Origin of the sequence: Saccharothrix carnea, assembly GCF_003014735.1 — a bacterium.
Classification (GTDB): Bacteria; Actinomycetota; Actinomycetes; order Mycobacteriales; family Pseudonocardiaceae; genus Actinosynnema; species Actinosynnema carneum.
Window position 1 is genome coordinate 396,053 of the sequence record NZ_PYAX01000009.1, and the last position, 23,249, is coordinate 419,301.

Annotated in this window: 26 protein-coding genes; 14 read left to right on the top strand and 12 right to left on the bottom strand. The window is 71.7% G+C overall.

Annotation, left to right across the window (positions count from 1 at the left end; translation table 11 throughout):
* The first annotated feature begins 16 nt into the window (after positions 1–16).
* The 5 genes from mobA to B0I31_RS27220 all read left to right on the top strand — a co-directional run bounded on the left by mobA (position 17) and on the right by B0I31_RS27220 (position 4,220).
* Positions 17–550: a molybdenum cofactor guanylyltransferase gene (mobA, locus tag B0I31_RS27200; RefSeq protein WP_106618211.1), complete on the top strand. Its 534-nt coding sequence runs from the start codon at positions 17–19 to the stop codon at positions 548–550.
* Between the two features lie 135 nt (positions 551–685).
* Positions 686–1,717 carry an AAA family ATPase gene (locus B0I31_RS27205; protein WP_106618212.1) on the top strand — a complete coding sequence of 344 codons (1,032 nt, stop codon included), beginning with the start codon at positions 686–688 and terminating at the stop codon, positions 1,715–1,717.
* A 65-nt stretch (positions 1,718–1,782) separates the two neighbouring features.
* Positions 1,783–2,664: a DUF58 domain-containing protein gene (locus B0I31_RS27210; protein WP_245950472.1), complete on the top strand. Its 882-nt coding sequence runs from the start codon at positions 1,783–1,785 to the stop codon at positions 2,662–2,664.
* Positions 2,664–3,629: a VWA domain-containing protein gene (locus B0I31_RS27215; RefSeq protein WP_106618214.1), complete on the top strand. Its 966-nt coding sequence runs from the start codon at positions 2,664–2,666 to the stop codon at positions 3,627–3,629. Before B0I31_RS27210 ends, B0I31_RS27215 begins: the two co-directional genes overlap by 1 nt.
* A 9-nt stretch (positions 3,630–3,638) precedes the next feature.
* Positions 3,639–4,220 (top strand): DUF5655 domain-containing protein, encoded by a 582-nt coding sequence (locus B0I31_RS27220; RefSeq protein WP_106618215.1) that lies wholly within the window; start codon positions 3,639–3,641, stop codon positions 4,218–4,220.
* Between the two features lie 16 nt (positions 4,221–4,236).
* On the opposite strand, the gene B0I31_RS27225 is transcribed toward B0I31_RS27220, so the two are convergent.
* From B0I31_RS27225 to B0I31_RS27235, 3 genes are read right to left on the bottom strand one after another with little or no spacing between them, the layout of a single operon-like run.
* On the bottom strand, positions 4,237–5,121 hold the full coding sequence (locus tag B0I31_RS27225) for a TAXI family TRAP transporter solute-binding subunit (protein ID WP_106618216.1): 885 nt from the start codon (positions 5,119–5,121) through the stop codon (positions 4,237–4,239).
* A complete protein-coding gene (locus B0I31_RS27230) occupies positions 5,118–6,473 on the bottom strand; it encodes a sensor histidine kinase (RefSeq protein ID WP_106618217.1) in 1,356 nt (451 codons plus the stop codon). Before B0I31_RS27230 ends, B0I31_RS27225 begins: the two co-directional genes overlap by 4 nt.
* Positions 6,474–7,133 carry a response regulator transcription factor gene (locus B0I31_RS27235; RefSeq protein ID WP_181320418.1) on the bottom strand — a complete coding sequence of 220 codons (660 nt, stop codon included), beginning with the start codon at positions 7,131–7,133 and terminating at the stop codon, positions 6,474–6,476.
* A 49-nt stretch (positions 7,134–7,182) separates the two neighbouring features.
* Here B0I31_RS27235 and B0I31_RS27240 point away from each other — a divergent pair, with 49 nt between their 5' ends.
* Positions 7,183–7,917, top strand: coding sequence for an ANTAR domain-containing response regulator (locus B0I31_RS27240; protein ID WP_106618218.1), 735 nt, complete (start codon positions 7,183–7,185; stop codon positions 7,915–7,917).
* A 133-nt stretch (positions 7,918–8,050) separates the two neighbouring features.
* A complete protein-coding gene (locus B0I31_RS27245; RefSeq protein ID WP_146173963.1) occupies positions 8,051–8,764 on the top strand; it encodes a hypothetical protein in 714 nt (237 codons plus the stop codon).
* 66 nt (positions 8,765–8,830) lie between these two features.
* Here B0I31_RS27245 and B0I31_RS27250 read toward each other — a convergent pair whose 3' ends face one another.
* Positions 8,831–10,000, bottom strand: a complete 1,170-nt coding sequence (locus tag B0I31_RS27250; RefSeq protein ID WP_106618220.1) for a DUF6801 domain-containing protein — start codon at positions 9,998–10,000, stop codon at positions 8,831–8,833.
* Between the two features lie 93 nt (positions 10,001–10,093).
* Positions 10,094–10,705 (bottom strand): DUF6801 domain-containing protein, encoded by a 612-nt coding sequence (locus B0I31_RS27255; RefSeq protein ID WP_106618221.1) that lies wholly within the window; start codon positions 10,703–10,705, stop codon positions 10,094–10,096.
* Positions 10,706–10,949: 244 nt separating this feature from the next.
* Here B0I31_RS27255 and B0I31_RS27260 point away from each other — a divergent pair, with 244 nt between their 5' ends.
* Positions 10,950–11,576 (top strand): hypothetical protein, encoded by a 627-nt coding sequence (locus tag B0I31_RS27260; protein ID WP_106618222.1) that lies wholly within the window; start codon positions 10,950–10,952, stop codon positions 11,574–11,576.
* Here B0I31_RS27260 and B0I31_RS27265 read toward each other — a convergent pair.
* A complete protein-coding gene (locus tag B0I31_RS27265) occupies positions 11,545–12,840 on the bottom strand; it encodes a PucR-like N-terminal domain-containing protein (RefSeq protein WP_106618223.1) in 1,296 nt (431 codons plus the stop codon). The genes B0I31_RS27260 and B0I31_RS27265 overlap by 32 nt on opposite strands.
* A gap of 133 nt (positions 12,841–12,973) precedes the next feature.
* Positions 12,974–14,530, bottom strand: a complete 1,557-nt coding sequence (locus B0I31_RS27270; RefSeq protein ID WP_342751505.1) for an AMP-binding protein — start codon at positions 14,528–14,530, stop codon at positions 12,974–12,976.
* 217 nt (positions 14,531–14,747) lie between these two features.
* Here B0I31_RS27270 and B0I31_RS27275 point away from each other — a divergent pair, with 217 nt between their 5' ends.
* Genes B0I31_RS27275 through B0I31_RS27300 form a run of 6 tightly spaced genes read left to right on the top strand, consistent with a single transcriptional unit; the run spans position 14,748 to position 20,892 of the window.
* Positions 14,748–15,854: an MCE family protein gene (locus B0I31_RS27275; protein ID WP_245950466.1), complete on the top strand. Its 1,107-nt coding sequence runs from the start codon at positions 14,748–14,750 to the stop codon at positions 15,852–15,854.
* Positions 15,851–16,867 (top strand): MCE family protein, encoded by a 1,017-nt coding sequence (locus tag B0I31_RS27280; protein WP_106618226.1) that lies wholly within the window; start codon positions 15,851–15,853, stop codon positions 16,865–16,867. The genes B0I31_RS27275 and B0I31_RS27280 overlap by 4 nt, the downstream gene beginning before the upstream one ends.
* Complete coding sequence (locus B0I31_RS27285) at positions 16,864–17,829, top strand: MCE family protein (protein WP_106618227.1); 966 nt, start codon at positions 16,864–16,866, stop codon at positions 17,827–17,829. Before B0I31_RS27280 ends, B0I31_RS27285 begins: the two co-directional genes overlap by 4 nt.
* Positions 17,829–18,836: an MCE family protein gene (locus B0I31_RS27290; protein WP_106618228.1), complete on the top strand. Its 1,008-nt coding sequence runs from the start codon at positions 17,829–17,831 to the stop codon at positions 18,834–18,836. The genes B0I31_RS27285 and B0I31_RS27290 overlap by 1 nt, the downstream gene beginning before the upstream one ends.
* Positions 18,833–19,798 (top strand): MCE family protein, encoded by a 966-nt coding sequence (locus B0I31_RS27295; protein ID WP_106618229.1) that lies wholly within the window; start codon positions 18,833–18,835, stop codon positions 19,796–19,798. Before B0I31_RS27290 ends, B0I31_RS27295 begins: the two co-directional genes overlap by 4 nt.
* Entirely contained in the window at positions 19,798–20,892 is a 1,095-nt protein-coding gene (locus tag B0I31_RS27300; protein ID WP_106618230.1) for an MCE family protein, read from the top strand. Before B0I31_RS27295 ends, B0I31_RS27300 begins: the two co-directional genes overlap by 1 nt.
* On the opposite strand, the gene B0I31_RS27305 is transcribed toward B0I31_RS27300, so the two are convergent.
* The 5 genes from B0I31_RS27305 to B0I31_RS42010 form a co-directional block, all read right to left on the bottom strand.
* Positions 20,889–21,380 carry a hypothetical protein gene (locus tag B0I31_RS27305; protein ID WP_146173964.1) on the bottom strand — a complete coding sequence of 164 codons (492 nt, stop codon included), beginning with the start codon at positions 21,378–21,380 and terminating at the stop codon, positions 20,889–20,891. The genes B0I31_RS27300 and B0I31_RS27305 overlap by 4 nt on opposite strands.
* 49 nt (positions 21,381–21,429) lie before the next feature.
* Complete coding sequence (locus B0I31_RS27310; protein ID WP_146173965.1) at positions 21,430–21,996, bottom strand: hypothetical protein; 567 nt, start codon at positions 21,994–21,996, stop codon at positions 21,430–21,432.
* 31 nt (positions 21,997–22,027) lie between these two features.
* On the bottom strand, positions 22,028–22,408 hold the full coding sequence (locus B0I31_RS27315) for a YchJ family protein (protein ID WP_106618233.1): 381 nt from the start codon (positions 22,406–22,408) through the stop codon (positions 22,028–22,030).
* Positions 22,405–22,674: a hypothetical protein gene (locus B0I31_RS27320; RefSeq protein WP_181320420.1), complete on the bottom strand. Its 270-nt coding sequence runs from the start codon at positions 22,672–22,674 to the stop codon at positions 22,405–22,407. Before B0I31_RS27320 ends, B0I31_RS27315 begins: the two co-directional genes overlap by 4 nt.
* Before the next feature lie 86 nt (positions 22,675–22,760).
* Positions 22,761–23,057, bottom strand: coding sequence for a cellulose binding domain-containing protein (locus B0I31_RS42010; protein ID WP_245950467.1), 297 nt, complete (start codon positions 23,055–23,057; stop codon positions 22,761–22,763).
* Between the last annotated feature and the right edge of the window lie 192 nt (positions 23,058–23,249).

Genomic DNA, 23,249 nt, shown 5'->3' on the forward strand with positions numbered 1-23,249 from the left:
GGCTACGGTGGGCCGCGTGACGTGGTCTGCGGTGGTCCTGGCGGGTGGTCGGGGCAGCAGGCTGGGCGGCGTCGACAAGGCGTCGGTCGTGGTCGGCGGTCGCACGCTGCTCGACCACGTGCTGGACGCGGTGGCGCTCGCCCGGCGGACCGTCGTCGTCGGCCCGCGCAAGGACGACGTGCCCGGCGTGACGTGGGCGCGGGAGGACCCGCCCGGCGGCGGACCGGTCGCGGGACTGGCCGCCGGCCTCGCCCACGTCGGGACGGACCTGGTGGTGGTGCTCGCGGTGGACCAGCCGGGCATCACCCGGTCCACGGTGGACCGCCTGCTCGCGGCAGTCGGCCAGACCGGCGCGGTGCTCGTGGACGACGAGGGGCGGTCGCAGTGGCTCATCGGCGCGTGGCGCACCGACGCGCTGCGCGCGGCCCTGCCGGACGACCCGCGCGACGCCTCGATGCGCTCGGTCCTCGGCCCGCTGGACCCGGTGCCCGTCACCGCCCGACCGGGTGAAGCACGGGACGTCGACACACCGCGCGACCTGACACCGTGACGGGGTACCAAGATCGGGTGAGAACGGCGTGAGCTGCGTCGCTGCCCGATTCCGGCGGCCGACCCCCTTCACAAGAGCCATACCGCCGGCAGGGGAGACTGGGCCACAGTCGTACAACCCTGTCGAGGAGGACCTTTGTCCGAGCCCGCCGCCGAGGCGCCCAACACGCCGGCTCGTGACGCCCAGTTGCTCGAACGCACCGTGTTCGAGGTCAAGCGGGTGATCGTCGGTCAGGACCGGCTGGTCGAGCGGATGCTCGTCGGCCTGCTCGCCAAGGGCCACCTGCTGCTGGAGGGCGTGCCCGGCGTGGCCAAGACGCTGGCCGTGGAAACGTTCGCCAATGTCGTCGGCGGCTCGTTCTCCCGCGTCCAGTTCACCCCCGACCTGGTGCCCGCCGACATCCTCGGCACCCGCATCTACCGCCAGGGCAGCGAGAGCTTCGACGTCGAGCTCGGCCCCGTGGTGGCGAACTTCGTGCTCGCCGACGAGATCAACCGCGCGCCCGCCAAGGTGCAGTCGGCGATGCTGGAGGTCATGGCCGAGCGGCACGTGTCCATCGGCGGCAAGACGTTCCCGATGCCCACCCCGTTCCTGGTCCTGGCCACCCAGAACCCGATCGAGAACGAGGGCGTCTACCCCCTGCCCGAGGCGCAGCGCGACCGGTTCCTGTTCAAGATCCAGGTCGAGTACCCGACGGCCGAGGAAGAGCGGGAGATCGTCTACCGGATGGGCGTCGAGCCGCCGGTGCCCAGCCAGGTGCTCGGCCCGGACGAGCTGGTCCGCCTGCAGGGCGTGGCCTCCCGGGTCTTCGTGCACCACGCGCTGGTCGACTACGTGGTGCGGCTGGTCATCGCGACCCGCGCGCCCAAGGAGCACCAGCTCACCGACGTGGCCGGGTGGGTCGCCTACGGCGCCTCGCCGCGCGCCAGCCTCGGCATCATCGCCGCCGCCCGCGCCCTGGCGCTGGTGCGCGGGCGCGATTACGTGCTGCCGCAGGACATCGTGGACGTGGTGCCGGACGTGCTGCGGCACCGGCTGGTGCTGTCCTACGACGCGCTGGCCGATGGCGTCCCGCTGGACCACATCATCACCCGCGTGCTGCAGACGGTGCCGTTGCCGCAGGTCTCCGCACGTCCGCAGACGCCGCAGCCCGCGGGCAGGCCGTGACCGAGCCGAACCCGACGGCCGCCGACCGGCCGAGCTGGGCGCCGCCGGTGCTGCACGGCGGCCGGATGGAAGCGGCGCTGCGCACGCTCGAACTGGAGGTGCGCCGCCGGCTGGACGGCCTGCTCCAGGGCAACCACCTGGGCCTGGTGCCCGGACCGGGTTCCGAGCCCGGCGAGGCGCGGCCCTACCAGCCCGGTGACGACGTGCGGCGGATGGACTGGGCGGTCACCGCCCGCACCACCGTGCCGCACATCCGCGAGACCGTCGCGGACCGCGAGCTGGAGACGTGGCTCGCGATCGACCTGTCGCCGAGCCTCGACTTCGGCACGGCGGCGTGCGAGAAGCGCGACCTGGTGGTCGCCGCGACGGCCGCGGTGGCGCACCTGACCCGCGGTGGCGGAAACCGGATCGGCGCCCTGGTGTCGACCGGCGAGGACTTGGTGCGCGTGCCCGCCCGCGGTGGCCTGGCGCACTCGCGCGGCCTGATCCGCAAGGTCGCCGAGACGCCGCGCGCCCCCGAGGGCACCCGCGGCTCGTTGGCGGACGTGGTCGAGCAGCTGCGCCGACCGCCGAGGCGACGCGGCCTGGTCGTGGTGATCTCGGACTTCCTCGGCGGCACGGAGTGGCAGCGCCCGCTGCGCGCGTTGTCCGCCCGGCACGACCTGGTGGCCGTCGAGGTGGTCGACCCGCGTGACATCGACCTGCCCGAGGTGGGCACGGTCGTGCTGGCGGACCCGGAGTCCGGGAGGCAGCGCGAGGTCGTCGCGTCACCGCTGCTGCGCCGGGAGTTCGCCGCCGCGGCGGCCGAGCACCGCGCCGAGGTGGCCGCCGGCCTGCGCCGCGCCGGTGCCGGTCACCTGGTGCTGCGCACCGACTCGGACTGGATCGCCGACACCGTGAGGTTCGTCGTCGCGCGCAAGCGCCGCTGGTCGGGAGGGGTGGCCTGATGAGCCTGTCGGGCTTCACCGCGCCGTGGTGGTTCCTGCTGCTCGTGGTGGTGGCGGGGCTGGCCGCGTTCTACGTGGTGCTGCAACGCGTGCTGCGCAAGCGGACGCTGCGGTTCGCCAACCTGCCGATGCTGGAGAAGGTCGCACCCAAGCGGCAGGGCTGGTACAAGCACGTGCCGGCGGCGTTGCTCATGGTCGCGTTCATCGTGCTGACCGTGGCGCTGGCCGGGCCGACCGCCGAGCAGAAGGTGCCGCGCAACCGCGCCACGGTGATGCTGGTGATCGACACGTCGCTGTCGATGAAGGCCACCGACGTGCAGCCGTCCCGGCTGGAGGCCGCGCAGGTGGCCGCCAAGTCGTTCGCCGATGGGCTCACGCCGGGCATCAACCTGGGGCTGATCTCGTTCGCGGGCTCGGCGACCGTGCTGGTCGCGCCGACCACCGACCGGGCCGCGGTCACGCAGAGCATCGACGGGCTCAAGCTCGCCCAGTCCACCGCGACCGGTGACGCGATCGTGGCCGCGCTGGCGGCGATCGACTCGTTCGGCAAGGTCGTCGGTGGTGCGGACGGCCCGCCGCCCGCCCGGATCGTGCTGATGACGGACGGCAAGGAGACCGTCGGCACGCGTGACGCGTTCGACGCGGCCGAGGACGCGAAGACGGCGGGCGTCCCGATCTCCACGATCTCGTTCGGCACCGAGGAGGGTGTGGTCGAGATCGAGGGGCGGCGGCAGGAGGTGCCGGTGGACGACGACTCCATGAAGGAGATCGCGAAGCTGTCCGGTGGCGAGTTCTTCAAGGCGGCGAGCGCCGAGGAGCTGCGCCGGGTGTACGACACGCTCGGCGAGCAGATCGGTTACGAGAAGAAGCAGGCCGACGCGTCGCGGCCGTGGGTGGCGCTGGGCACCGTGCTCGGGATGATCGCCGTGGCGGGTGCGCTGCTCTTCGGGCAACGTCTGCCGTGAGGCGGCAGTATGTCGCCCGTGGTGGTGGCGGAGAACTGGCGGGAGATGGTCGACTGGTCCGTGGCGCTGCTGCGCCGCGGCACCGGCGAGGGCGTGCCGGAGTGGAATCGGCGGGTCTTGTCCTCCGGCCTGGACAATGAGCGTGACCTGCGGGTTTGGCTGCGCGAGCAGGGCGTGTCGGGCTACCCGCAGATGCTGCTGGTGATGGAGCGGTTCGGTTACCCCGAGCTGCTGAGCGCGTCGTCGGACGCGCTCGTGGACGCCCAGTACGCCGACCGGCCGGAGCTGCGCCCCATCCTCGACCGGCTGCTGGCCGAGGCGGCGCTGCTGGGGCCGATGCACGTCCAGGCGCGCAAGACGTACGTGGCCCTCGTGACGCCGCGCCGGACGTTCGCGGTGGTCAAGGCCAGCACCCGGGCCCGCGTCGACCTGGGCCTGCGCCTGGCCGGCCACCCACCGACCGGCCGCCTGGAACCGGCGGGCTCCCTGGGCAACGACACCATCACCCTGCGGATCGGCATCGGCAGCGCCGACGACATCGACGACGACACCCTCACCTACCTGCGCCACGCCTACACCGCCAACACCTGACCGCGACTCGCGCGGGTTAGCCGTGGAGGGCGCGGTAGGTGGTGGCGGCGCCCGGGTGGAGGGGGAGGCCGACCGTGCCGATCAGGCTGCGGACGTCGAGGAACTGGGTGCCCAGGGTTTGGCCGGGGACCAGGGCGGCGGCGCGGGAGACCAGCGTCCGGGTGACGGCGGCGGCCACGTCGTCCGGCAACGACGCACGGCACACCAGCAGGTTGGCCACGCCGATGGTCGGCACCTCACGGGTCGCGCCGTACACCCCGACCGGCACGAACACCTGCTCGTACACCGAACCGTGCGCCGCCCGCAGCTGCGGCACGAGGTCCGCCAGCGGCAGCAGGCGGACGCCCGCCAGGCCGGCCAACGTCGGCGTCGGCACGCCACCCGACCACAGCAGCGCGTCGATCCGCCGCTCCGCCAACGCCTGTGCCGCGTCACCGAGCCGCAGGTGCTCCACCCGCACCGAGCCGCGCAGCCCGAGCGCCACCAGCATCCGCTCACCGGACAGCGACGCCCCGGACCCCTGCGCGCCCAACGACAGCGTGCGCCCCGCGAGGTCGGCCGGAACCCGCGCCGGGTCGTCCTCCCGCACGACCAGCTGCAAATAGTTCTCGTACACCCGGCCCAGCGCGCGCAGCTCCAGCCCCGGATCGGCGACCAGGGCGGAGTCGGCCAGGGTCAGCGCGACCTGCACCTCGTCCGACGCCAGCAACGCCAGGTTCGCCAGGCTGCCCTCGGTCTCCAACGCACGGCCGCGCACGTCGATCAGCTGCTCGGCGAGCAGGGTGGCGAAGTCGAAGTACATGCCGCCGCGCTCACCGGCGGCGATCGCGATCTCACCCGACGGCGCACCGGTCGTGCACCCGGCGGCCAGCAGCCCGAGCAGGAACACCCGCCGGTTCACAGCGCCGGCTCCAGCGGCAGCGCGACCCGCGCGGTGAACCCGCCCGCCGACGACAGGGTCAGCACCCCCTGCCGCGCCTTGACCAGCTGGTCCGCGATCGCCAGCCCCAGACCCGTGCCCGGCGGCCCGGACCGCCCCCGCCAGAACCTCGACGTGGCCAACGCCAGCTCCTCCTCGCTCAGGCCCGGACCGTCGTCGTGCACCTCGACCCACCCGACGCCCGCCGCGCGGTCCGCGCCGAGCGACACCCGCACCGCGCCGCCGTACTTGACCGCGTTGTCCAGCAGCACGTCGAGCACCTGCGCCAGGTCCGACTCCGGGCACCGCACCAGCACCGCCAGCACGGGCGTCTCCGGCAGCGGCACCTGCCAGAACCCGGCCCGGTCCACCGCCACCGCACCCACGTCGGCCAACTCCGGCTCACGCCCGCCCGCCGCGACCTCGGTGGCCGCGCTCTCCGCCGACGCCAGCGCCAGCAGGCCGTCCAGCAGCGACTCCAGCCGTTCGATCTCGGCCACGCCCGCCGTGTACGCGCGCACGCCCTCGGGCTTGACCTGACCGCTCAACGTGTCCATCCGCAGCCGCAACGCCGCCATCGGGTTGCGCAGCTGGTGCGACGCGTCCGCGATGAGCCGCCGCTGCTGGTCGGCGGCCTCCGTCACGGCGTCGGACATCCGGTTGAACGACTCCGACAGCTCACGCACCTCCGGCGGCCCGCTGCTGCCCGGCACGTGCGCCCGCCGCTCGCCCGCGGCCACCGCGCGGACGCCGATCGCCAACTCCGCCAACGGTTTGAGCAGCCACCGCGCGACCGCCAGCACCAGCAGGACGGAGATGACGGCCGCCGCCAGCGCGCCGCCGAGGACCAGCAGCCACCGCGTGGTCACATCCGCCGCCGCGCGGTCCAGCGACGCGCGCAGCACCACCGCACCGGCCACCCGCGTCCCCGTGCCGACCGGCCGGGCGAACACCACGTCACCGGACGACCACGGTTTCACCGTCGGTACCGAGGACGCCGGCTGGTTGCGCAGCGCGGCGTCCAGCACCCGTGCCAACGCGGGGTCGTCGGCGGTCAGCCCGGCCTGCGCGACCGGCTGCCTGCGCGCGTCGACCACGACCACCGGATCGCCGTACAGCTCGACGTACGCGGCGACCTCGTCCTCCAGGGCCGCCTTGTCGCCGGTGGTCTCGGCCTGCTGCGCGAGTGCGGCGAAGCGGTCCAGGTCGCCGGTGCGGGTGAGCACGAACCGCTGCGTGCGCTCAGCGGCCGTGGACGACAGCAGCGGCACGGCGAACCCCGCCACCGCGACGGCGGAGAACAGCAGCAGCACCAGCAGCAGACGACGGCGCATTCACTCACCGAGCCGGTAGCCGAAACCGCGGATGGTGGTCAGCAGGCCGGGACGGTCCAGTTTGGCCCGCAGCCCCGCCAGGTGCACGTCCAGCGACCGTGACACGGCCAGGTACGCGTCACCCCACACCTCGTCCATGAGCTGCTGGCGGCTGACCGCCGTGCCCGCGCGGCTGGCCAGCGCGGCGAGCACGTCGAACTCCTTGGTGGTCAACAAGACCTCCGCGGCGCCGACCACCACCCGCCTGCCTTCCAAGTCGATCTCCACGTCACCCACCCGGACCGTGCGGTCCTTCGGCCCGGTGAGCGCCGCACTCCGCCGCGCGACCGCGTCCATCCGGGCCAGCAACTCACCGAGGCGGACCGGTTTCACCAGGTAGTCGTCCGCGCCGAGACGAAGGCCACGCACTATCGACCGCTCGTCGCCCCGCGCTGTGAGCACCAGCACGGGCACCGGCGACATCTTGCGGATCTTGCGCAGCACCTCCAACCCGTCCGTGTCGGGCAGGCCCAGGTCGAGGAGCAGCAGGTCGAAGTCGCGGTGGACCAGGAGCGCGTCCGCGCCGCGGGCCACCCGGCTCGGCCGGTGGTCGTTGGCCTCCAGCGCCTCGACCAAGGCGTCCGCGACCCCGTCGTCGTCCTCGACGAGCAGTACGCGCACCCGTCCACCCCCTTTGGTTGGGGCGATTATGGCGTTCGAGGTGTAAACAGTGGCTGTGAGCATTGACGAGCACGTGCCCGCGGTCCTGCTGGACGAGGCCAGTGAGGCGTTGGAGGAGCTCGCGGGCGTGCTGGCGGACGGCCCGACGCTGCGGGAGGCGCTGCAGCAGGTGGCCGAGTCGGCGTCCCGCGTCATCCCGGACGCGGAGAACGTCAGCGTGACCGTGGTCGAGCCCTCCGGGGCGTCCACGCTGGCGGCGACCGACGAGAAGGTCCTCGCGATCGACGCCGACCAGTACGCGGCGGGCGACGGTCCGTGCCTGGAGGCGACCAGGACGCAGCGGCCCGTGCGGGCGACCGTGGCGGCCGGCCGGGAGAAGTGGCCCGAGTTCGCCGCCGCGGCCGAGCGCGCCGGGGTGCGCGCCTACCTGTCCGCGCCGATCCTGCTCGCGGACGAGATGATCGGCTCACTGAACCTCTACAGCTCCGAGGAGCGGGCGTTCGACCCGTTCGACGAGGCGCTGCTGCGGCTGTTCGTCACCGCCGCGTCCACCACGATCACCGGGTTCCGCCGGTACGAGCGGTCCCGTCAGCTGATCGAGCACCTCCAGCGCGCGCTGGAGTCGCGTGCCGAGATCGACCAGGCCAAGGGCGTGCTGATGGCCGCGCACGGCGTCGACGCCGAGGCGGCGTTCGGTCAGCTCGTGGCCGAGTCCCAGCAGCACAACACCAAGCTGCGCGAGGTCGCGCGCAACCTGCTCGCGTCGGTGCGAAGACGGCCGTGATTGTCACCGCCCTGACAAAAGTCGAATTCGAATTTTGGTTTCCGCCACAGGTGTGAATTGGTCGGCGACGGTACGGCGACTTGCGGTTAGAGTGGGAAAAGTCGATTTCCCCCATTCTGGTCCGAGGAGAAGCATGCGCTCCAACCGTGTCGCCGCGGCGGGATTCGCCGTAGTGGTCTCCGCTGTGCTTTCCGCGTGCGCCGACGAGCCGTCGTCGACGATGAGGACGTTCGACACGCCGCAGGCGTTGGCCGAGGCGAACCGGGTGGCCGCCGAGGGCAAGGGATCGGTCACCGTCGACCTCGACCTCGCGACGAACGGCAAGGGCAGCTGCGGGTTGCGCACCGACGACTTCGCCGCGTCGTGCCGGATCTCGATCGCGGACGCCGAGGAGGTCGCGTACGTGATGGTGCCGGACGGCATCTTCGTGCGGATCCCGGACGGCCAGGCGCCGCGGCCGGACAAGCCGTGGCTCAGGATCGACCCGGACGACCCGGACAACCCGCTGGGGCGGGCGATGGCGGACGTCGCGGTGCACATCCGCGACACCGCCGACATCCGCAAGGCGCTGCCCGAGGGCGCGCGGATCGTGGAGAAGGCCGAGGAGTCGTTGTCCGGTAGGCAGACCGTCCGCTACACCGCGCACGTGACGGTGAACGGGCAGGCGTCGGTGCTGAAGCTGTGGGTGGACGGGGACGACCTGCCGGTGAAGACGGAGGTGCGCACACCGGTCGAGGGCGGCGAGCCGGTGCAGGTGGTGGCGCACTACCGCGACTGGGGCAAGCCGGTCGACATCACCGCGCCCACTCCCGAGCAGCTCGGGCAGCTGCCGACGTTGCCGGGCTGACCACCGATCGGCCACCTCCGCGAGTGCCGCGGAGGTGGCCGTTGTCGTTGGCGGGCAAAGGATCTCTCAGCTGCGGTGACGGGTTCGGCGCAGGAAGAGGAGGACGCCCGCGCCCACGGCGAGGAGCGCGCCGCCCAGGACCAGCGGGCCCTTGACCGAGGAACCGGTGTTGGCGAGCCCCTTCTTGTCCGGGTAGGACACCGGGACCACGGCCTGCGACGTGGTGGTCGTGGTGCTGGTGGTGGCCGAGGTCGTGGTGCTGGTGGTAGCGCTCGTGGTGGTGGACGTCGGAACCGTTGTGGTGGTGGACGTCGTGGTGGTGGTGGTGCTGGTGCTCGGCTGACTTGTGGTCGTGGTGGTGGTCGGCCGAGTGGTGGTTGTTGTGGTTGTGGTCGTCGGCCGAGTGGTGGTGGTGGTAGTGGTGGTCGTCGTTGTCGGACTCGTCGTGGTCGTCGTGGTGGGATCGGTGGTGGTGGTTGTGGTCGTCGGCGACGTCGTAGTTGTGGTGGTGGGTTCCGTTGTCGTGGTTGTGGTGGTGGAGTCGGTGGTGGTGGTGGTGGTCGTCGGCTCCGTGGTGGTGGTCGTTGTCGTGGGTTCGGTCGTCGTTGTGGTCGTCGTTGTGGTGGTGGTGGTGCCCTCGGGCCGCACCGTGAACTCGTACAGGCGAGTCGACTGGCCCGGCTTGAGCGTGCACGGCGAGGTGAACGTGCCCAGCCCCGTCTCCGAGCCGTCGGCGGTGCGCGGGGTCAGGGTGGTCACGAAGTCGCCGACGTCGATGGTCGTGGTGCCCGCGAAGGGGAAGCTCAACGACGGCGTGGTGCCCGTGGCGACCGTGTCGAACTCGCCCGACGCCGGGACCGCGGTCTTGGCCACGGTCAGGTCGGGCACGATGTCGAGCACCAACCCCGCGTTGTCGATCACGGTCTGCGCCGACGCGGTGCCTTCCACGGTCGCCGCGCCGACGAGCGCCAGGCCCTGGGTCGCCAGTTCCGGCACGGTGGCGGTGGCGGTCACGCGCGCCTCCGGGACGGGTTCACCGACCACGGCGGTGTCCGGGAGGTCCTCGACGACGATCTCGACGCTCATGTCCTGCGCGCCGATCAACGGGAACGGGCAGTTGTAGACCAGGGTCAGCCTCGCCGTCGCCGCGCTGCCGACGCCCGCGCCCCACAGGGCCGATCCGCCGACCACCACCGCGGTGACGCTCAGCGCGGCCACCCGGTGCCGCAATCTCATGTCAGGTCCTCTCCTGGGGAAAAGATCGGGGCGGGCCGGCGACGTCGCCGGCCCGCCCGCGGTCGGATCACTGCCCGGTGCCGTGGACGGCGGTCAGGCCGCGGACACGGTGAAGGTGTGGAGCAGCGTGTTCTGGTTCGCCTTGAGCGTGCAGGCGGAGGTGAACGTGCCGAGGCCGGTCAAGCTGCCGTCGGGCCGGCGCGGCGTCAACGTGGTGCTGAAGGCGCCGACGTTGACCGTGGTGGTGCCCGCCCTGGTGAAGGTGACCGGCGCCGTGCCGCCCGTGGCGATGGTGTTGAACGAGCCGGACGCCGGGATGTTCGTCTTGGCCACCACGAGGTTGGCCACGACGTTCTGCACCGCGCCCGCGTTGTCCACCGCGGTGCTCGCGACGGCGGTGCCCTCCACGGTCGTCGCGCCGACCAGCCTGAGCCCGAGTGTGGCGCTGGACGGCACGGTGGCGATGGCGGTCACCCGCGTCGGCGGGACCGGCCGGCCGACCACCGCGGAGTCGGCCAGGTCGGCCACGGTGATGCGGACCGTCATGTCCTGGGTGCCGATCAACGGGAACGGGCAGCTGTACGCCAGGGTCAGGCTCTTGGTGGCGGCCATGCCGGTGCCCGCGCCGGCGAACGCCACCGATCCGATGACGGCGATGGCGACCGCGAGTGCGCCGACGGCCCTGCGGCCAGTGAGTTTCAGCATGTGCGTCTCCTCGTCGAGAGCAGTGCGTAAAACAGATGTGCGGTGTGGCGGCGGGATGGCTACTCGTCAGTAAAGTAGCTTTGTCGCGCAGGCTGGGCAAGTATTTCTTTCACGTTTTCCCCGGCTGTGTCAGGGATACGACAAAAGCACTGGAAAGAGTTGTCACGCGCATGACAAATCATCGCCCGGTGCTTGTCCGGCCCGGTTCGGGAAAGTAGTTTCGAAGAATGAGCGGAGGCGGGCGGTGAGGATCGCGGTGGTGCTGGCCGCCGTCGCCGCGCTGCTGGGCGCGGCGCTGACCCCGACGTGGGTGGTGCGCCACGCCGAGGTGCGCGCGCCGGTGCGGACGGCCGGTATCAAGGTCGTCTACCAGGTCGACGGGGTGAGCCGGATCCACAAGCTCCAGTCCGACCTCGTCATCGGCCCCGGCACCCTCGAAGCCGAGATCGACCTCGTCAGCGGCACCATCACCGGCGACCTGTGGCTGCCGCCGAGCTACGGGTACTTCATCGTGTTCGGCTTCGTGCCCAACACCGCGCGCACCGACCTGATCCCGGTCGCCAAGGTCACCGGCACCATCAAGGACGGCAACGTCAAGGCGAACGCCAAGCTCGACATCGAGCTCAGCGAGGTCACCGTCGACGCGCAGCCGCTGGACGTCGGCCAGGCGTGCCGGACGGTCGAACCCGCGTCGATCGACCTCGCCGGGCCGTTCGAGCTGGCGAAGATGCGGATGAAGGGCGCCTACCCGATTCCGGCTTTCGGTGGCTGCCAGGGCCGGGAGCGACTGGATCCGTTGCTGACCGGCCTGATCTCCGGGCCGGGCAACACGATCGACCTCACGCTGACCTTGCTCCCGGCGGTCCCGTGAACCCCGGCGGACCGGCCGGGCCGAGGCGCCTCGGCTGCCCCGTCGACCCGCCGAGCAGCCGCAGCGCCCGCAGTGCGATGCCCATGTCGAACAACGCGTCCGGGTCGTGCAGCTTCGTCCCGAACAGCTCCTCCAACTGCCGCAACCGGTAGCGCACCGTCTGCGGGTGCACGGCGAGGCTGGACGCGACCTCGGGCGCGCTGCCCCGCGTCTCCACCCACGCGGTCATCGTCTCGCGCATCCGCTGCTGCTGCTTCGGCGTCAGCCCCTCCAGCGGTGCCAGCGTCCGCTTCACCAGTTCGCGCACCAGTTCCTCGTCACCGAGCAGCAGCAACGTCGACAGGTGCTCGGTGGTGTCCACCATCGGCTTGTCCGCGATCACGCCCGACTGGATCAGCGTGATCGTGCGGCGGGCCCAGCGCAGCGACTGCCGCGCCGACGTCAGCGGCACGACCGGGCCGACGGCCGCGCGCCACCCGCCGAGCTTCTGCTCCAACGCGACCAGCTGCCGTTCCGGGTCGGTGAGCAGCAGGCACGGCTCGCTGCCCTCCAGGTCCATCAGGATGTCCTCGTGCAGCGACGGTATCGGCAGCTGGTGCTGGTCGGTCCGCCGTTCCAGCGCCACCACCAGCACCTTCTCCGGCAACGGCCAGTGCGCGGCCTCGGCCACCTCCGCCAGCGCGTTCGGGTGGTAGCCCGGCTCGCCCAGGAGCAGTTCCAGCAACCGCTTGCGCCGCCGCTGCAACGCGCCCGCGTGCCGGGCCTGCGCCTCGGCGTAGCCCTCCATCGACCGCAGCGACAGCTCGTCGATGTAGGCGAAGATCGCTTCGGCGATCAGGCACATGGTGGCCAGCGGCACGCGCTCGGTCTGACCGAACTCGGAGATCCGCCGCCACGCCACCCGCGCGCCGATCCGGTACGCGGTCTGCAGCAGGTCGAGGCTGCGGCCCGCGCTGACCTCCAGCTTGCCCAGCAGCCGGAACAGCTTGGCCCGGTCCTCGCGCTGCGCGGTCGGGTCGACCATCCGGTCGATGAACTGGTGGATCGCCTGTTCCACCCCCTCGACCACCACTTGGCCGAACATCCCCTCCAACTTCTGTGAATATTCGGCGATCTGGTTCTGGATTTCCCGGACCATGTCCACGGCCACGTCGCCGGCCCTGGCGCGGAACTTCGGCGCGAGGTCGGCGGGCAGTTGCTCCCACAGGTCCGCGTTCCCGATGAGCGGTAACTCGGAGGCTCGGAGTTCTCCGGTTCTGTTCATGCTGTTCGCCCACCACCAAACGGTCGGGTGTGATTCCGAACACTGTATTTTTGATCATGAAAAGTTGTCAACCAGGGCGCACTCGCGTGACAAAGTCGCCACTGTTGTTGTGCGCGCGGTGACAAAAACAGCGCTACCGGAGCCGTCGGCGCAGCACCTTCCCGGTCTCGTTGCGCGGCAGCGCCGTCGTCAGCACGACCTCGCGCGGCACCTTGTGCCTGGCCAGCCGGTCGCGCACGAAGAGCTTCAACCCCTCCGGGTCGACCCGGGCGCCGGGAACCGGCACCACGAACGCCCGCAGCCGCTGCCCGAACTCCTCGTCGGGCACGCCCACCACCGCCGACTCCCGCACCTGGTAGTGCGTGGCCAGCAGGTTCTCCACCTCGGCCGGGTACACGTTCTCGCCGCCGGAGACGATCATGTCGTCCTCCCGGCCGTCCACGAACAGCCGACCGCGCCGGTCGAAGTGCCCGAGGTCGCCGGTGCTCACCAGGCCGTCGATGATCTCCTTGCCGCCACCGCCGGAGTAGCCGCTGAACCGCAGCGCGCTGCCGACGAACACCCGGCCGACCGCCCCCGGCTCGGTGATCCGGCGGCCGTGCTCGTCGTAGACGCGCACCCGGCACGTGCGGGGCGGGCGGCCGACCGTGCCCGGCGCCTCGCGCAGGTCGTCCGGCGTGGCCACGGTCGCCACCGCCACTTCGGTCGACCCGTACAGGTCGTGGACGACGTCGCCGAACCGCCTGGTCGCCTCCGCGGCCAGCGGCGCGGGCAGGTCGGCGCCGGAGCTGAGCACCACCCGCAGCGCCGACAGGTCGTGCGACTCCAGTTCCAGCGGACCGAGGTCGAGGATGCGCCGGAGCATGGTCGGCACGAGCATCAACGCGGTGGCCCGGTGCCGCGCGGCCAGCGCGATCGTCCGGCTCGCGTCGAACCCGCGGGTCAGGATCACCGCCGAGCCGAGGCCCATCGCCAGCACCAGGTGCGCGAAGCCGATGCCGTGGAACACCGGCGCGGCGATCACCGTCACCTCGCCCGACCGCAGCGGCACGCGGTCCAGGAAGTCCACCGCGGCGAACGCCGAGCGCACCTCCCGGTGCGCGCCCTTGGGCGTGCCGGTGGTGCCGCTGGTCAGCAGCACGACACCGCCCGGCCGCGCCGGTCGGGGCGGCTCGTGGTCCGGTGCCGAGCCGATCAGCTCGTCGAAGCCGCTGGTGGCGAACCTGGCCACGGCGGGTGCCACCTCCGCGAGCACGGGCTCAAACTCGTCGTCGTGCACCAGCGCGACCGCGCGTTCCCGGCGCACCACGTCGGCCAGCTGCGGCCCGGCGAACCCGGTGTTGAGCAGCAGCACCCGCGCGCCGATCCGGGCGCACGCCAGCATCGCCTCCACCGGACCGCGGTGGTTGCGGCACAGCACGGCCACCACGTGCTCGGCACCGATGCCCGCCGCGTGCAGGGCACGCGCCAACGCCATCGACCGCCCGTGCAGGTCGGCGTAGTCGCACGGCCCGGTTTCGTCGATCACCGCCGTGGCACCGGGCCGCTCCCGGACGGCACGCCGCACGGAACCCAGCAATGGGCCCCACGCGCGCACGTCGACCAGGGACCGCAACGCCCGATCGGGCCGGTGCGCTTGGACCATTCCGGCGCGGTGCAGCACCCGGACGCAGTGCGGCAGATGGGACACGCGGGCACCCCCGATTCTCGACGACGACGATCATTGTTAACCGCACCGCGGGCCGAGGCGCCAGGGTCCGATCGGGTTTTCGTCTCCGCGTGAGTGTTTCGCGCACAAATTTTGTCATGCCCTTGACAAGGCTTTTCGGCTGCTTGTGCGGGGGTGACATCCGTTAGTAACGTACTGGTCGGTAACGTCATTTCGGTTTATGCACAGGAGAATACCCGTGGCATTGCGCCGTCGCCTGCTGGGGCTGCTCTTCGCCGCCCTTCTGGTCGCGCTGTGCGGTTTGTCCGTGGCGGCGTACCAGAAGGTGTTCACCTCCCGGGTGACCGTGCTGCTGCGCACCGACCACGTCGGCAACCAGCTGCAGGCCGAGTCGGACGTGAAGCTGCTCGGCGTGCTGGTCGGCGAGGTGCGGGCGATCCGCTCGCACGGTGACGGCGCCGAGGTGGAACTGGGCCTGCGCCCGGACCAGGTCGGCCGCATCCCGGCGAACGTGTCCGCCCGGCTGCTGCCGAAGACGCTGTTCGGCGAGCGGTTCGTCAGCCTCGAACTACCCGACGACCCGGTCGGCGCGCTCGACGAGGGCGCGGTGATCGCGCAGGACCGCACGTCCGGCGCGATCGAGCTGGAACGGGTGCTCGGCGACCTGCTGCCCACGTTGCAGGCCGTGCGGCCGGACAAGCTGTCGTCCGCGCTGACGTCGATGGCGCAGGCGCTGGACGGCCGCGGCGCGACGCTGGGGCGGACGATCGTGGAGCTGGACGCCCACCTGCGCGAGCTGAACCCGCACCTGCCGGCGCTCCAGGAGGACATCAGCAGGTTCGCCGACGTCACCGACGTGTACGCGGACGCGGGTCCCGACCTGGTGCGGGCGCTCAAGGACGCCACCGCGGTCAGCCGCACGATCGCCGAGCAGCGCGCGAACCTCGACACCGTCTACACCAGCCTCACCACGGCGTCGGCCGACCTGACCGGGTTCCTGCGCGGCAACGGCGAGACGGTGGTGGCGCTGGCCGACCGCGCGCGGCCGACGGTGGAGCTGCTCGCCACCTACTCGCCCGAGTTCCCGTGCGTGCTCGACGCGGTCAACGCCATCCGGCCGCGGATGGACCGGGTGCTCGGCAAGGGCACCGACCAGCCGGGCCTGCACGCGGAGGTCACCGTCGTGCCGCCGGGGGAGAAGTACGTGCCGGGGCGGGACGACCCGGTGCACCGGCGGGGTGGTGGGCCGCACTGCCCGGCCGGACCGGTCAACGCCGTCACGCCCGACCAGGTGCCCGAGTGGGCGGGCCTGCTGATGGGTGACCGGACCGGAGGAGGCCGATGAGGAACATCGCCGCGCCCCTGACCAAGTTCCTGGTCTTCGTCGTCGTCACGGTCGCCGCGACCGGGTTCCTGGCGGCCACCATCGCGGGCAGCCGGGTCGGCTCCACGGCCGAGTACGCGGCCCGGTTCACCGACGTCACGGCGTTGGCCGAGGGCGACGACGTGCGCATGTCCGGTGTGAAGGTCGGCCAGGTCGAGTCGCTGGAGCTGGTGGACGACGAGCTGGTGGACGTCACGTTCTCGGTCGCGGACGGCCGGTCGCTGTCCGCCGACGTCACCGCGACGATCAAGTACCGCAACCTGGTCGGCCAGCGGTACATCGCGCTGGAGCAGCCCGCCGGGCGGGTCGGCGACGAGTTGCCGCCCGGCGGCCTCATCCCGGTCGAGCGGACCACCCCGGCGCTGGACCTGACCACGTTGTTCAACGGGTTCAAGCCGCTGTTCCAGGCGCTGGACCCGGAGGACGTCAACAAGCTGTCGCACGAGATCGTCCAGGTGTTGCAGGGCGAGGGCGGCACGGTGGAGAGCCTGCTCGCGCACACCGCGTCGCTCACCTCCACGCTGGCCGCCAAGGACGACGTCATCGGCAAGGTCGTGACGAACCTGAACGCGGTGCTGGAGACGGTGAACTCGCGCGACGACCGGTTCGGGGAGCTGCTGACCTCGCTGCGGCAGCTCGTGTCCGGGTTCGCCGCCGACCGAGAGCCGATCGGCAACGCCATCACCGGCCTGGCCGCGTTGAGCGACAGCACGGCGTCGTTGCTGGAACAGGGCAGGCAACCGCTCAAGGACGACATCGCCGCGCTCGGCCTGCTCGCCGGCAACCTCGCCGACGCACCCGAGCTGGAGCCGTTCCTGCGGAACCTGCCGGTGAAGTTCGAGGCGATCGGCCGCACCGCGTCCTACGGCTCCTGGCTCAACTTCTACCTGTGCTTCGCCTCCTCGCAGGCACCGCCCGCGCCCGGCGGACCGCCGGTCGGCCTCCCCGTCACCGAATCGAGGTGCCACCGATGACCCGCAGACCGGTGTTGCTGGGAGCCGTCGGCCTCCTGGTCATCGCGGTCACCGCCCTGCTCACCTTCTTCTTGGAGGACCTGCCGTTCTTCGGCGGCGGCGCGGAGCACACCGCCGAGTTCACCGAGGCGGCCGGCCTGCGCGTGGACGACGAGGTCCGCGTCGCGGGCCTGAAGGTCGGCACGGTGACCGACGTCGGGCTGCGCGACGGCAAGGTGCTGGTGACGTTCCGGGTCGGCGGTGTCGAGCTGGGCGACCGCAGCCGGGCCGAGATCCGGATCAAGACCCTGCTCGGGCAGAAGTACCTGGCGCTGGACTCCGAGGGCCGCGACCCGCTCACCGACACCATCCCGGTTGAGCGCACCACCTCGCCGTACGACGTGATCGAGGCGTTCAGCGGGCTGTCCACCACGGTGAGCGAGATCGACACGGACCAGCTGGCGCAGAGCTTCCGGGTGCTGTCGGAGACGTTCCGCGACTCGCCCGAACACGTGAAGCAGGCGCTGGAAGGGCTGTCGGCACTGTCGAAGACGATCTCCTCGCGGGACGAGCAGCTGGCGTCGCTGATCGAGGGCGCGAACCAGGTCAGTGGCGTGTTGGCGGAGCGCAACAAGGACTTCACCGCGCTGATCAACGACGGCAACCTGCTGCTGGCGGAGATCGGGCACCGCCGGGACGCGATCTCGAAGCTGCTGGACGGCACGCGTGCGCTGTCCCGGGAGCTGTCCGGCCTCGTCGCGGACAACGACGAGCAGCTGCGGCCCGCGCTGGAGCAGCTGGAACGGGTCACCGACGTGCTGCGGAACAACCAGGACGCGCTGAACCGCGGCCTCGCGCTGGCCGGGCCGTACTACCGGGTGCTGAACAACTCGCTGGGCAACGGCCAGTGGGTCGACACCTACCTGTGCGGGCTCGTGGTCGACCCGGGCGCGCGGCGCGACTGCCCGACCGGAGGTCGCTGATGTTCGTCCGGACGCATGGCACGCGCCGGCTGGTCGTGGCGCTGGCACAGGGTTTCGTGCTCGTGCTGGTGGCGACGGCCGCCGTGTGGTGGATCTTCCTGCGGCCCTCGCCGACCCGCGTCACGGCCTACTTCGCCGCCGCAGTCGGCGTGTACGAGGGGTCGGACGTGCGGGTGCTCGGGGTGAAGGTCGGCCGGGTGGTCGGCGTGCTGCCTGACGGCGCGTCGGTGCGGGTCGACCTGGAGCTCGACGACGGCGTGGACGTGCCCGCCGACGCCCGTGCCGTGGTCGTGTCGCCGAACATCGTGGCCGACCGGTACGTGCAGCTCACGCCCGTCTACACCGGGGGTGACCGGATCGCGCCCGGTGCGGTGATCACCAGTGCGCGCACGGCGGGCACGGTGGAGCTGGACGAGCTGTACGCGAGCCTCGACACGTTGTTGACCGCGCTCGGCCCGAACGGCGCGAACCGCGAGGGCGCGCTGTCCGACCTGCTGAACACCGGCGCGGAGAACCTGGACGGCAACGGCGCGGCGTTGGGCGAGTCGATCCGGCAGCTCGCGGACGCGGCTCGGACGTTGGCCGGGTCGCGGGACGACCTGTTCGGCACCGTGGACAACCTCCAGTCGTTCACGGCGATGCTCGCGGCGAACGACGAGCAGGTGGGCACGCTGGCCGACCAGCTGGCCGACGTGTCCGGGTTCTTCGCCGCCGAACGGGACGACCTGGGTGCGGCGTTGGGCGAGCTGGCCACGGCGTTGGAGCAGGTGCGCGACTTCGTGCACGACAACCGCGACCGGGTCAGGTCCAGTGTGGACGACCTGGCCGTGCTGACCGGGCTGCTGGTGCGGCAACAGGAGTCGCTGACCGAGATGCTGGAGGTCGCGCCGCTCGCGTTGCACAACGTGGTGAACGCCTACGACCCGGCCACCGGGACGTTGAACGCGCGGGCCAACCTGAACGAGTTCGTGACCGATCTGCTCAGTGTGCCCGGGGGTGCGCGGTGAAGCGGTCGGCGGCGGTGGGGCTCGTGCTCGTGCTGACCGGGTGTTCGGCGCTGCCGAGCGCGTACGACCTGCCGCTGCCCGGCGGCGCGGACCTCGGCGACCGGCCGTACCGGGTGACCGTCGAGTTCGACGACGTGCTCGACCTCGTGCCGCACGCCGGGGTGAAGGTGGACGACGTGTCGGTGGGCAAGGTCGAGGACATCGGGTTGTCCGAGGACGGCTCCACGGCGTTGGTGCGGGTCGCGGTGCGCGGTGACGTGCTGCTGCCCGCGAACGCCCTCGCCCGGCTGCGGCAGTCGAGCCTGCTGGGGGAGAAGTACGTGGAACTGGCCGTGCCCGAGGAGCGGTCGGCCTCGCCGCTGGTGGACGGCGCGGTGATCCCGGTGACGCGGACCAACCGCAACCCCGAGGTGGAGGAGGTGTTCGGCGCGTTGTCCATGCTGCTCAACGGCGGCGGTATCGCGCAGGTCCAGGACATCTCGCGGGAGCTGAGCGCGGCGCTGTCCGGCAACGAGGCCGCCGTCCGGTCGCTGCTGTCCACTGTGGACGCGTTCGTGGGTGCGATGGACTCGCACAAGGGTGAGATCACACGTGCCCTGGAGGGCATGGACAAGCTCGCGTCGTCGTTGGAGTCGCGCAAGGGCGACATCGGCGAGGTGCTGGACGGGTTGGAGCCGGGCTTGCGCGTGCTGCACGAGCAGCGCGGACGGCTGGTGGGGCTGCTGGACGCGTTGCGGGACCTGTCCGACGTCGCGGTGGACACGGTGAACCGAAGTCGTGACGACCTGGTGGCCGACCTGCGGGCGCTGGAGCCGACGTTGCGGCGGCTCGCCGAGTCCGGGCAGGACCTGCCGCAGTCGCTGGAGATGCTGCTGACGTTCCCGTTCACCGACGCCGTGCTGGACGGGATCAAAGGTGACTACCTCAACACGTACCTGACGCTGAAGCCCGGAGGGCGTTGATGACCACCCGGCGGATCAGGTTGCAGATCGCGTTGTTCTCGGTCATCGCGCTGCTCGGCGTCACGTACGTGAGCGCGAAGTACGTGGGGCTCGTGGTGGTGGACGACGGGTACGTGGTCCGGCTGGAGCTGGCCCGGACGGGCGGGCTGTTCACCGGCGGCGAGGTCACGTACCGGGGCGTGCCGGTGGGCCGGGTCGGGCCGATCCGGTTGGGTGACGGGCAGGTCGAGGTCGAGCTGCGGATCGAGGCGTCCGCGCCGCGGATCCCGGCGGACCTGGAAGCCGTGGTCGCCAACCGATCCGCGGTGGGCGAGCAGTACGTCGACCTCCGGCCGAAGGGGGGCGACGGGCCGTACCTGGACGAGGGTTCGGTGATCCCGCGGTCGCGGACCACGCTGCCGTTGCCGGTGGAGCAGGTGCTGACCAGCCTGGACGACCTGGCGCGCTCGGTGCCGGTGGAATCGCTGCGCACCGTGGTGGACGAGCTGGACCAGGCGTTGCGGGGTACCGGGCCGGACCTGCAGGTCCTGCTGGACGCGACGACGGAGTTCATCGGGACGGCCGGTGCGCACCTGCCGCAGACCACGCGGCTGCTGAACGACGCCGTCACCGTGCTGGGGACGCAGGTGGACCACTCGGCGGCGATCAACTCGTTCGCCGACAGCGCCCTGCTGGTGGCCGAACGGCTGCGTGCGGCGGACGGTGACCTGCGGCGGGTGATCGGGGCGGTGCCGGGTGCGGCGACGGAGGTGAGCGCGTTGCTGCGCGAGTCCGGGCCGAACCTCGGGATCGTGCTGGCCAACCTGCTCACCACGGCGGACGTGCTCGTGACGCGGCAGGGTGCGTTGGAGGAAGTCCTGGTCACCGTGCCGGACGCGGTGTCGGTGGGCGCGTCGGCGGTCGCGTCCGGCCAGGCGCGGTTCGGGCTGGCCCTGACGTTCTTCGAACCTCCGCCGTGCACGGCGGGCTACGAGACCACACCGCGCAAGGGCGGCCTCGACACCTCCGTGGGCCCGTTCAACACCGCCGCCGGCTGCACCCTCCCTCCCGGTTCCGCCACCGGCGTCCGGGGCTCCCAGAACGCACCGCGCTAACGGGCCGACGTCACCCAGCCCGACCAGTCCACCAGTTCGGCGAGTCGTGCCTGTCCCGCTCGCCGGGCGGCGGCCAGGTCTTCCGGCAGGCGGCCGGCGGCGCGGAGTTGTGCCCACTGGTCGGCGTCGAGGGTCAACGCCCGGAGGCCGAGGTCGGCGAGCGCCGGCACGTCGTCGACCTCGGTTTCGGAGAGGTCGAGGTAGGACAGCGCGGGTAGCCGCGCCAGGTCGGCGACGCGCACCGGGAGGTTCTTGACGGTGAGGTCCCACAGCGCCGGGTGTCCGGACAGGACGGACAGGTCGGCGTGCCGGGCGTCCAACTTGAGGCCCTCGACGGTCTCCGGCAGCCGCAGGTCCACGTGGCCGGCCCGGTTGATGCTCAACTCCCGGACGCGCGGTGTCGCGGCGAGGGCGCGCAGGTCGAGCGTTTCGGCGTCGTTGAGGTAGAGCTGCTGCACGGCGTCGCGATGGGGGATGTCCCGCAGCACGTCGGCCAGGTCGCGGTCCCCGACCCGCTCCGACGCGTCGTACCGGTCGTCACCTTCGGGCAGGGGGATGTCCAGGTAGCCCTCCCACTCGACCTCTCCGCCGTTCCGCTTCCGTGCGCACCTCGCCGAACCGAGGTGCGTCGCCCGAGAGCCGCCGGTAGTGCTCGGTGAACCGCGCGACCAGCCCGGTGACGTGCGCCAGCACCTCGGGGTCGGTCGGCTCACCGGTCGGAGCCGCCGCCTCGGGGCGCGGCATCCCCGGCCGGGGATGGTGGGGGTGGCGGTAGTCGGGGTCGAGCAGCACAGTGTCCGAGGCCGCTGCGGACGGGGCGAACGCGTGCCGGAACGTCCAGCCGCCGTTCCCGTCGAACGACACCTCCAGCAGCAGCGGGCGGTCCTCGCCGGGACCGCGCAGCGACGCCTCCAAGGCCTGGAGCAGGGTGAACTCGCGAGCGTGATCCGTGCCGCCGAGCACGTGCCCGCGGTCGGGGAACGTGCGGTACGCCATGACGCCGCCGGAGATCTCGACCTGCCACACACCCGCGCGCGTCGGGTCGAGGACACCGCGCACCGTCCGCACCAGCTCGTCCACCAGCGCTTCACGATCTTCAGTCACGGCCGCCAGCATGCCGGCGGACACCGACGACCTACGCGGGGGAGACGTAGAGCCAGGCACCGTCCTCGCGGACGAAGCGGCTGTTCTCGTGCAGCACGTCGCGGTGGCCCTGCTGGCGGTAGTGGGCGCGGAACTCCACGGTGCCCGTCGTCTGGAACGGCGTGCCGCCGGTGTGCGAGAGGATTTCCAGGTGGGTCCAGCGCTGGTCCGGGTCGAGGTCCAGCGAGGCCGGGCGGGTGCTCGGGTGCCAGGTGGCCAGCAGGTAGTCCTCGTCACCCAGCGCGAACGCGCTGTACCGGGAGCGCATGAGGGCCTCGGCGGTCGGCGCCCGGCGACGACCCCGGTGCAACGGGCCGCAGCACTCCTCGTACGGCTCACCCCGGCCGCACGGGCAGCGGTCGGGCGCGCTCATTCCGGCCGGTCGCACGCCGTGCGGCCGGAACGGTCGTAGCGCACCCACGCCAGCGCGTTCTCCGCCTCGCGGTCACCGGCCGCGGCCTCCGCCGACAGCGCCGCGTGCACCTGGTAGCGCAGGTCGGCGGGCACGGCGGGGTTGGTGAGCAGGTTCGCGCGGATCACCGGGCTCGGATCGTCGGCGAGCGCCGCCAACGCCTCGGCGGGCGTGGACGGGTCGGTCGACAGCGCCTCGCGCACGGCGACGGACATCGGTTCGGTCACGGTGACCAGCATATGTAAAGGAAGCGGCCTCCTCCCGTTGACTGCCAGTCGGGGAGGAGGCCGCTTCGGGGGCCGGAACTACGGCATCAGCCGCACGCCACACCGTTCAGAATGGGAGAAGTGAACGGTGGGGTACCGCCGCTGTAGCTCGCGTTGTAACCGATGGTCGCGGTACCACCGGTCGCGAGCGTGCCGTTCCAGGACGCGTTGCCGACGCGGACGATGTCGCCGCCGTCGGTCCACGTCCCGTTCCAGCCCTGGGAAACGGTCACACCGGGCGCGGAGAACGTGAGGGTCCAGCCGTTGATCAGCGCGCCCCGGTTCTCGATGACGATTTCACCGGTGTAACCGTTCGACCACTGGCTCACCACGCGGTGCGTCACCCGGCATCCGTCCCCTGGAGGCGGAGTGGTGGTCGTGGTGGTAGTGGTCGTGGAAGTAGTGGTGCTCGTGGTCGTGGAGGTAGTGGTGGACGTCGTCGTGGTGGTGGAGGTCGGTCCGGCGGCGATGGCCAGGTCGTAGGCGCGTTGTGGCACGAACTGGCCGGCCTGTGCGATGCAGCCGTCCGCTTCGCC

Excerpts from the sequence above, each read along its gene's own strand:
- B0I31_RS27210 (WP_245950472.1), top strand. The coding sequence starts at position 1,783 with ATGGAAGCGGCGCTGCGCACGCTCGAACTGGAGGTGCGCCGCCGGCTG.
- B0I31_RS27220 (WP_106618215.1), top strand. The coding sequence starts at position 3,639 with ATGTCGCCCGTGGTGGTGGCGGAGAACTGGCGGGAGATGGTCGACTGG.
- B0I31_RS27245 (WP_146173963.1), top strand. The coding sequence starts at position 8,051 with ATGCGCTCCAACCGTGTCGCCGCGGCGGGATTCGCCGTAGTGGTCTCC.
- B0I31_RS27315 (WP_106618233.1), bottom strand. The coding sequence starts at position 22,408 with ATGAGCGCGCCCGACCGCTGCCCGTGCGGCCGGGGTGAGCCGTACGAG.
- B0I31_RS27285 (WP_106618227.1), top strand. The coding sequence starts at position 16,864 with ATGACCCGCAGACCGGTGTTGCTGGGAGCCGTCGGCCTCCTGGTCATC.
- B0I31_RS27280 (WP_106618226.1), top strand. The coding sequence starts at position 15,851 with ATGAGGAACATCGCCGCGCCCCTGACCAAGTTCCTGGTCTTCGTCGTC.
- B0I31_RS27255 (WP_106618221.1), bottom strand. The coding sequence starts at position 10,705 with ATGCTGAAACTCACTGGCCGCAGGGCCGTCGGCGCACTCGCGGTCGCC.
- B0I31_RS27265 (WP_106618223.1), bottom strand. The coding sequence starts at position 12,840 with ATGAACAGAACCGGAGAACTCCGAGCCTCCGAGTTACCGCTCATCGGG.
- B0I31_RS27215 (WP_106618214.1), top strand. The coding sequence starts at position 2,664 with ATGAGCCTGTCGGGCTTCACCGCGCCGTGGTGGTTCCTGCTGCTCGTG.
- B0I31_RS27300 (WP_106618230.1), top strand. The coding sequence starts at position 19,798 with ATGACCACCCGGCGGATCAGGTTGCAGATCGCGTTGTTCTCGGTCATC.
- B0I31_RS27290 (WP_106618228.1), top strand. The coding sequence starts at position 17,829 with ATGTTCGTCCGGACGCATGGCACGCGCCGGCTGGTCGTGGCGCTGGCA.
- B0I31_RS27230 (WP_106618217.1), bottom strand. The coding sequence starts at position 6,473 with ATGCGCCGTCGTCTGCTGCTGGTGCTGCTGCTGTTCTCCGCCGTCGCG.
- B0I31_RS27250 (WP_106618220.1), bottom strand. The coding sequence starts at position 10,000 with ATGAGATTGCGGCACCGGGTGGCCGCGCTGAGCGTCACCGCGGTGGTG.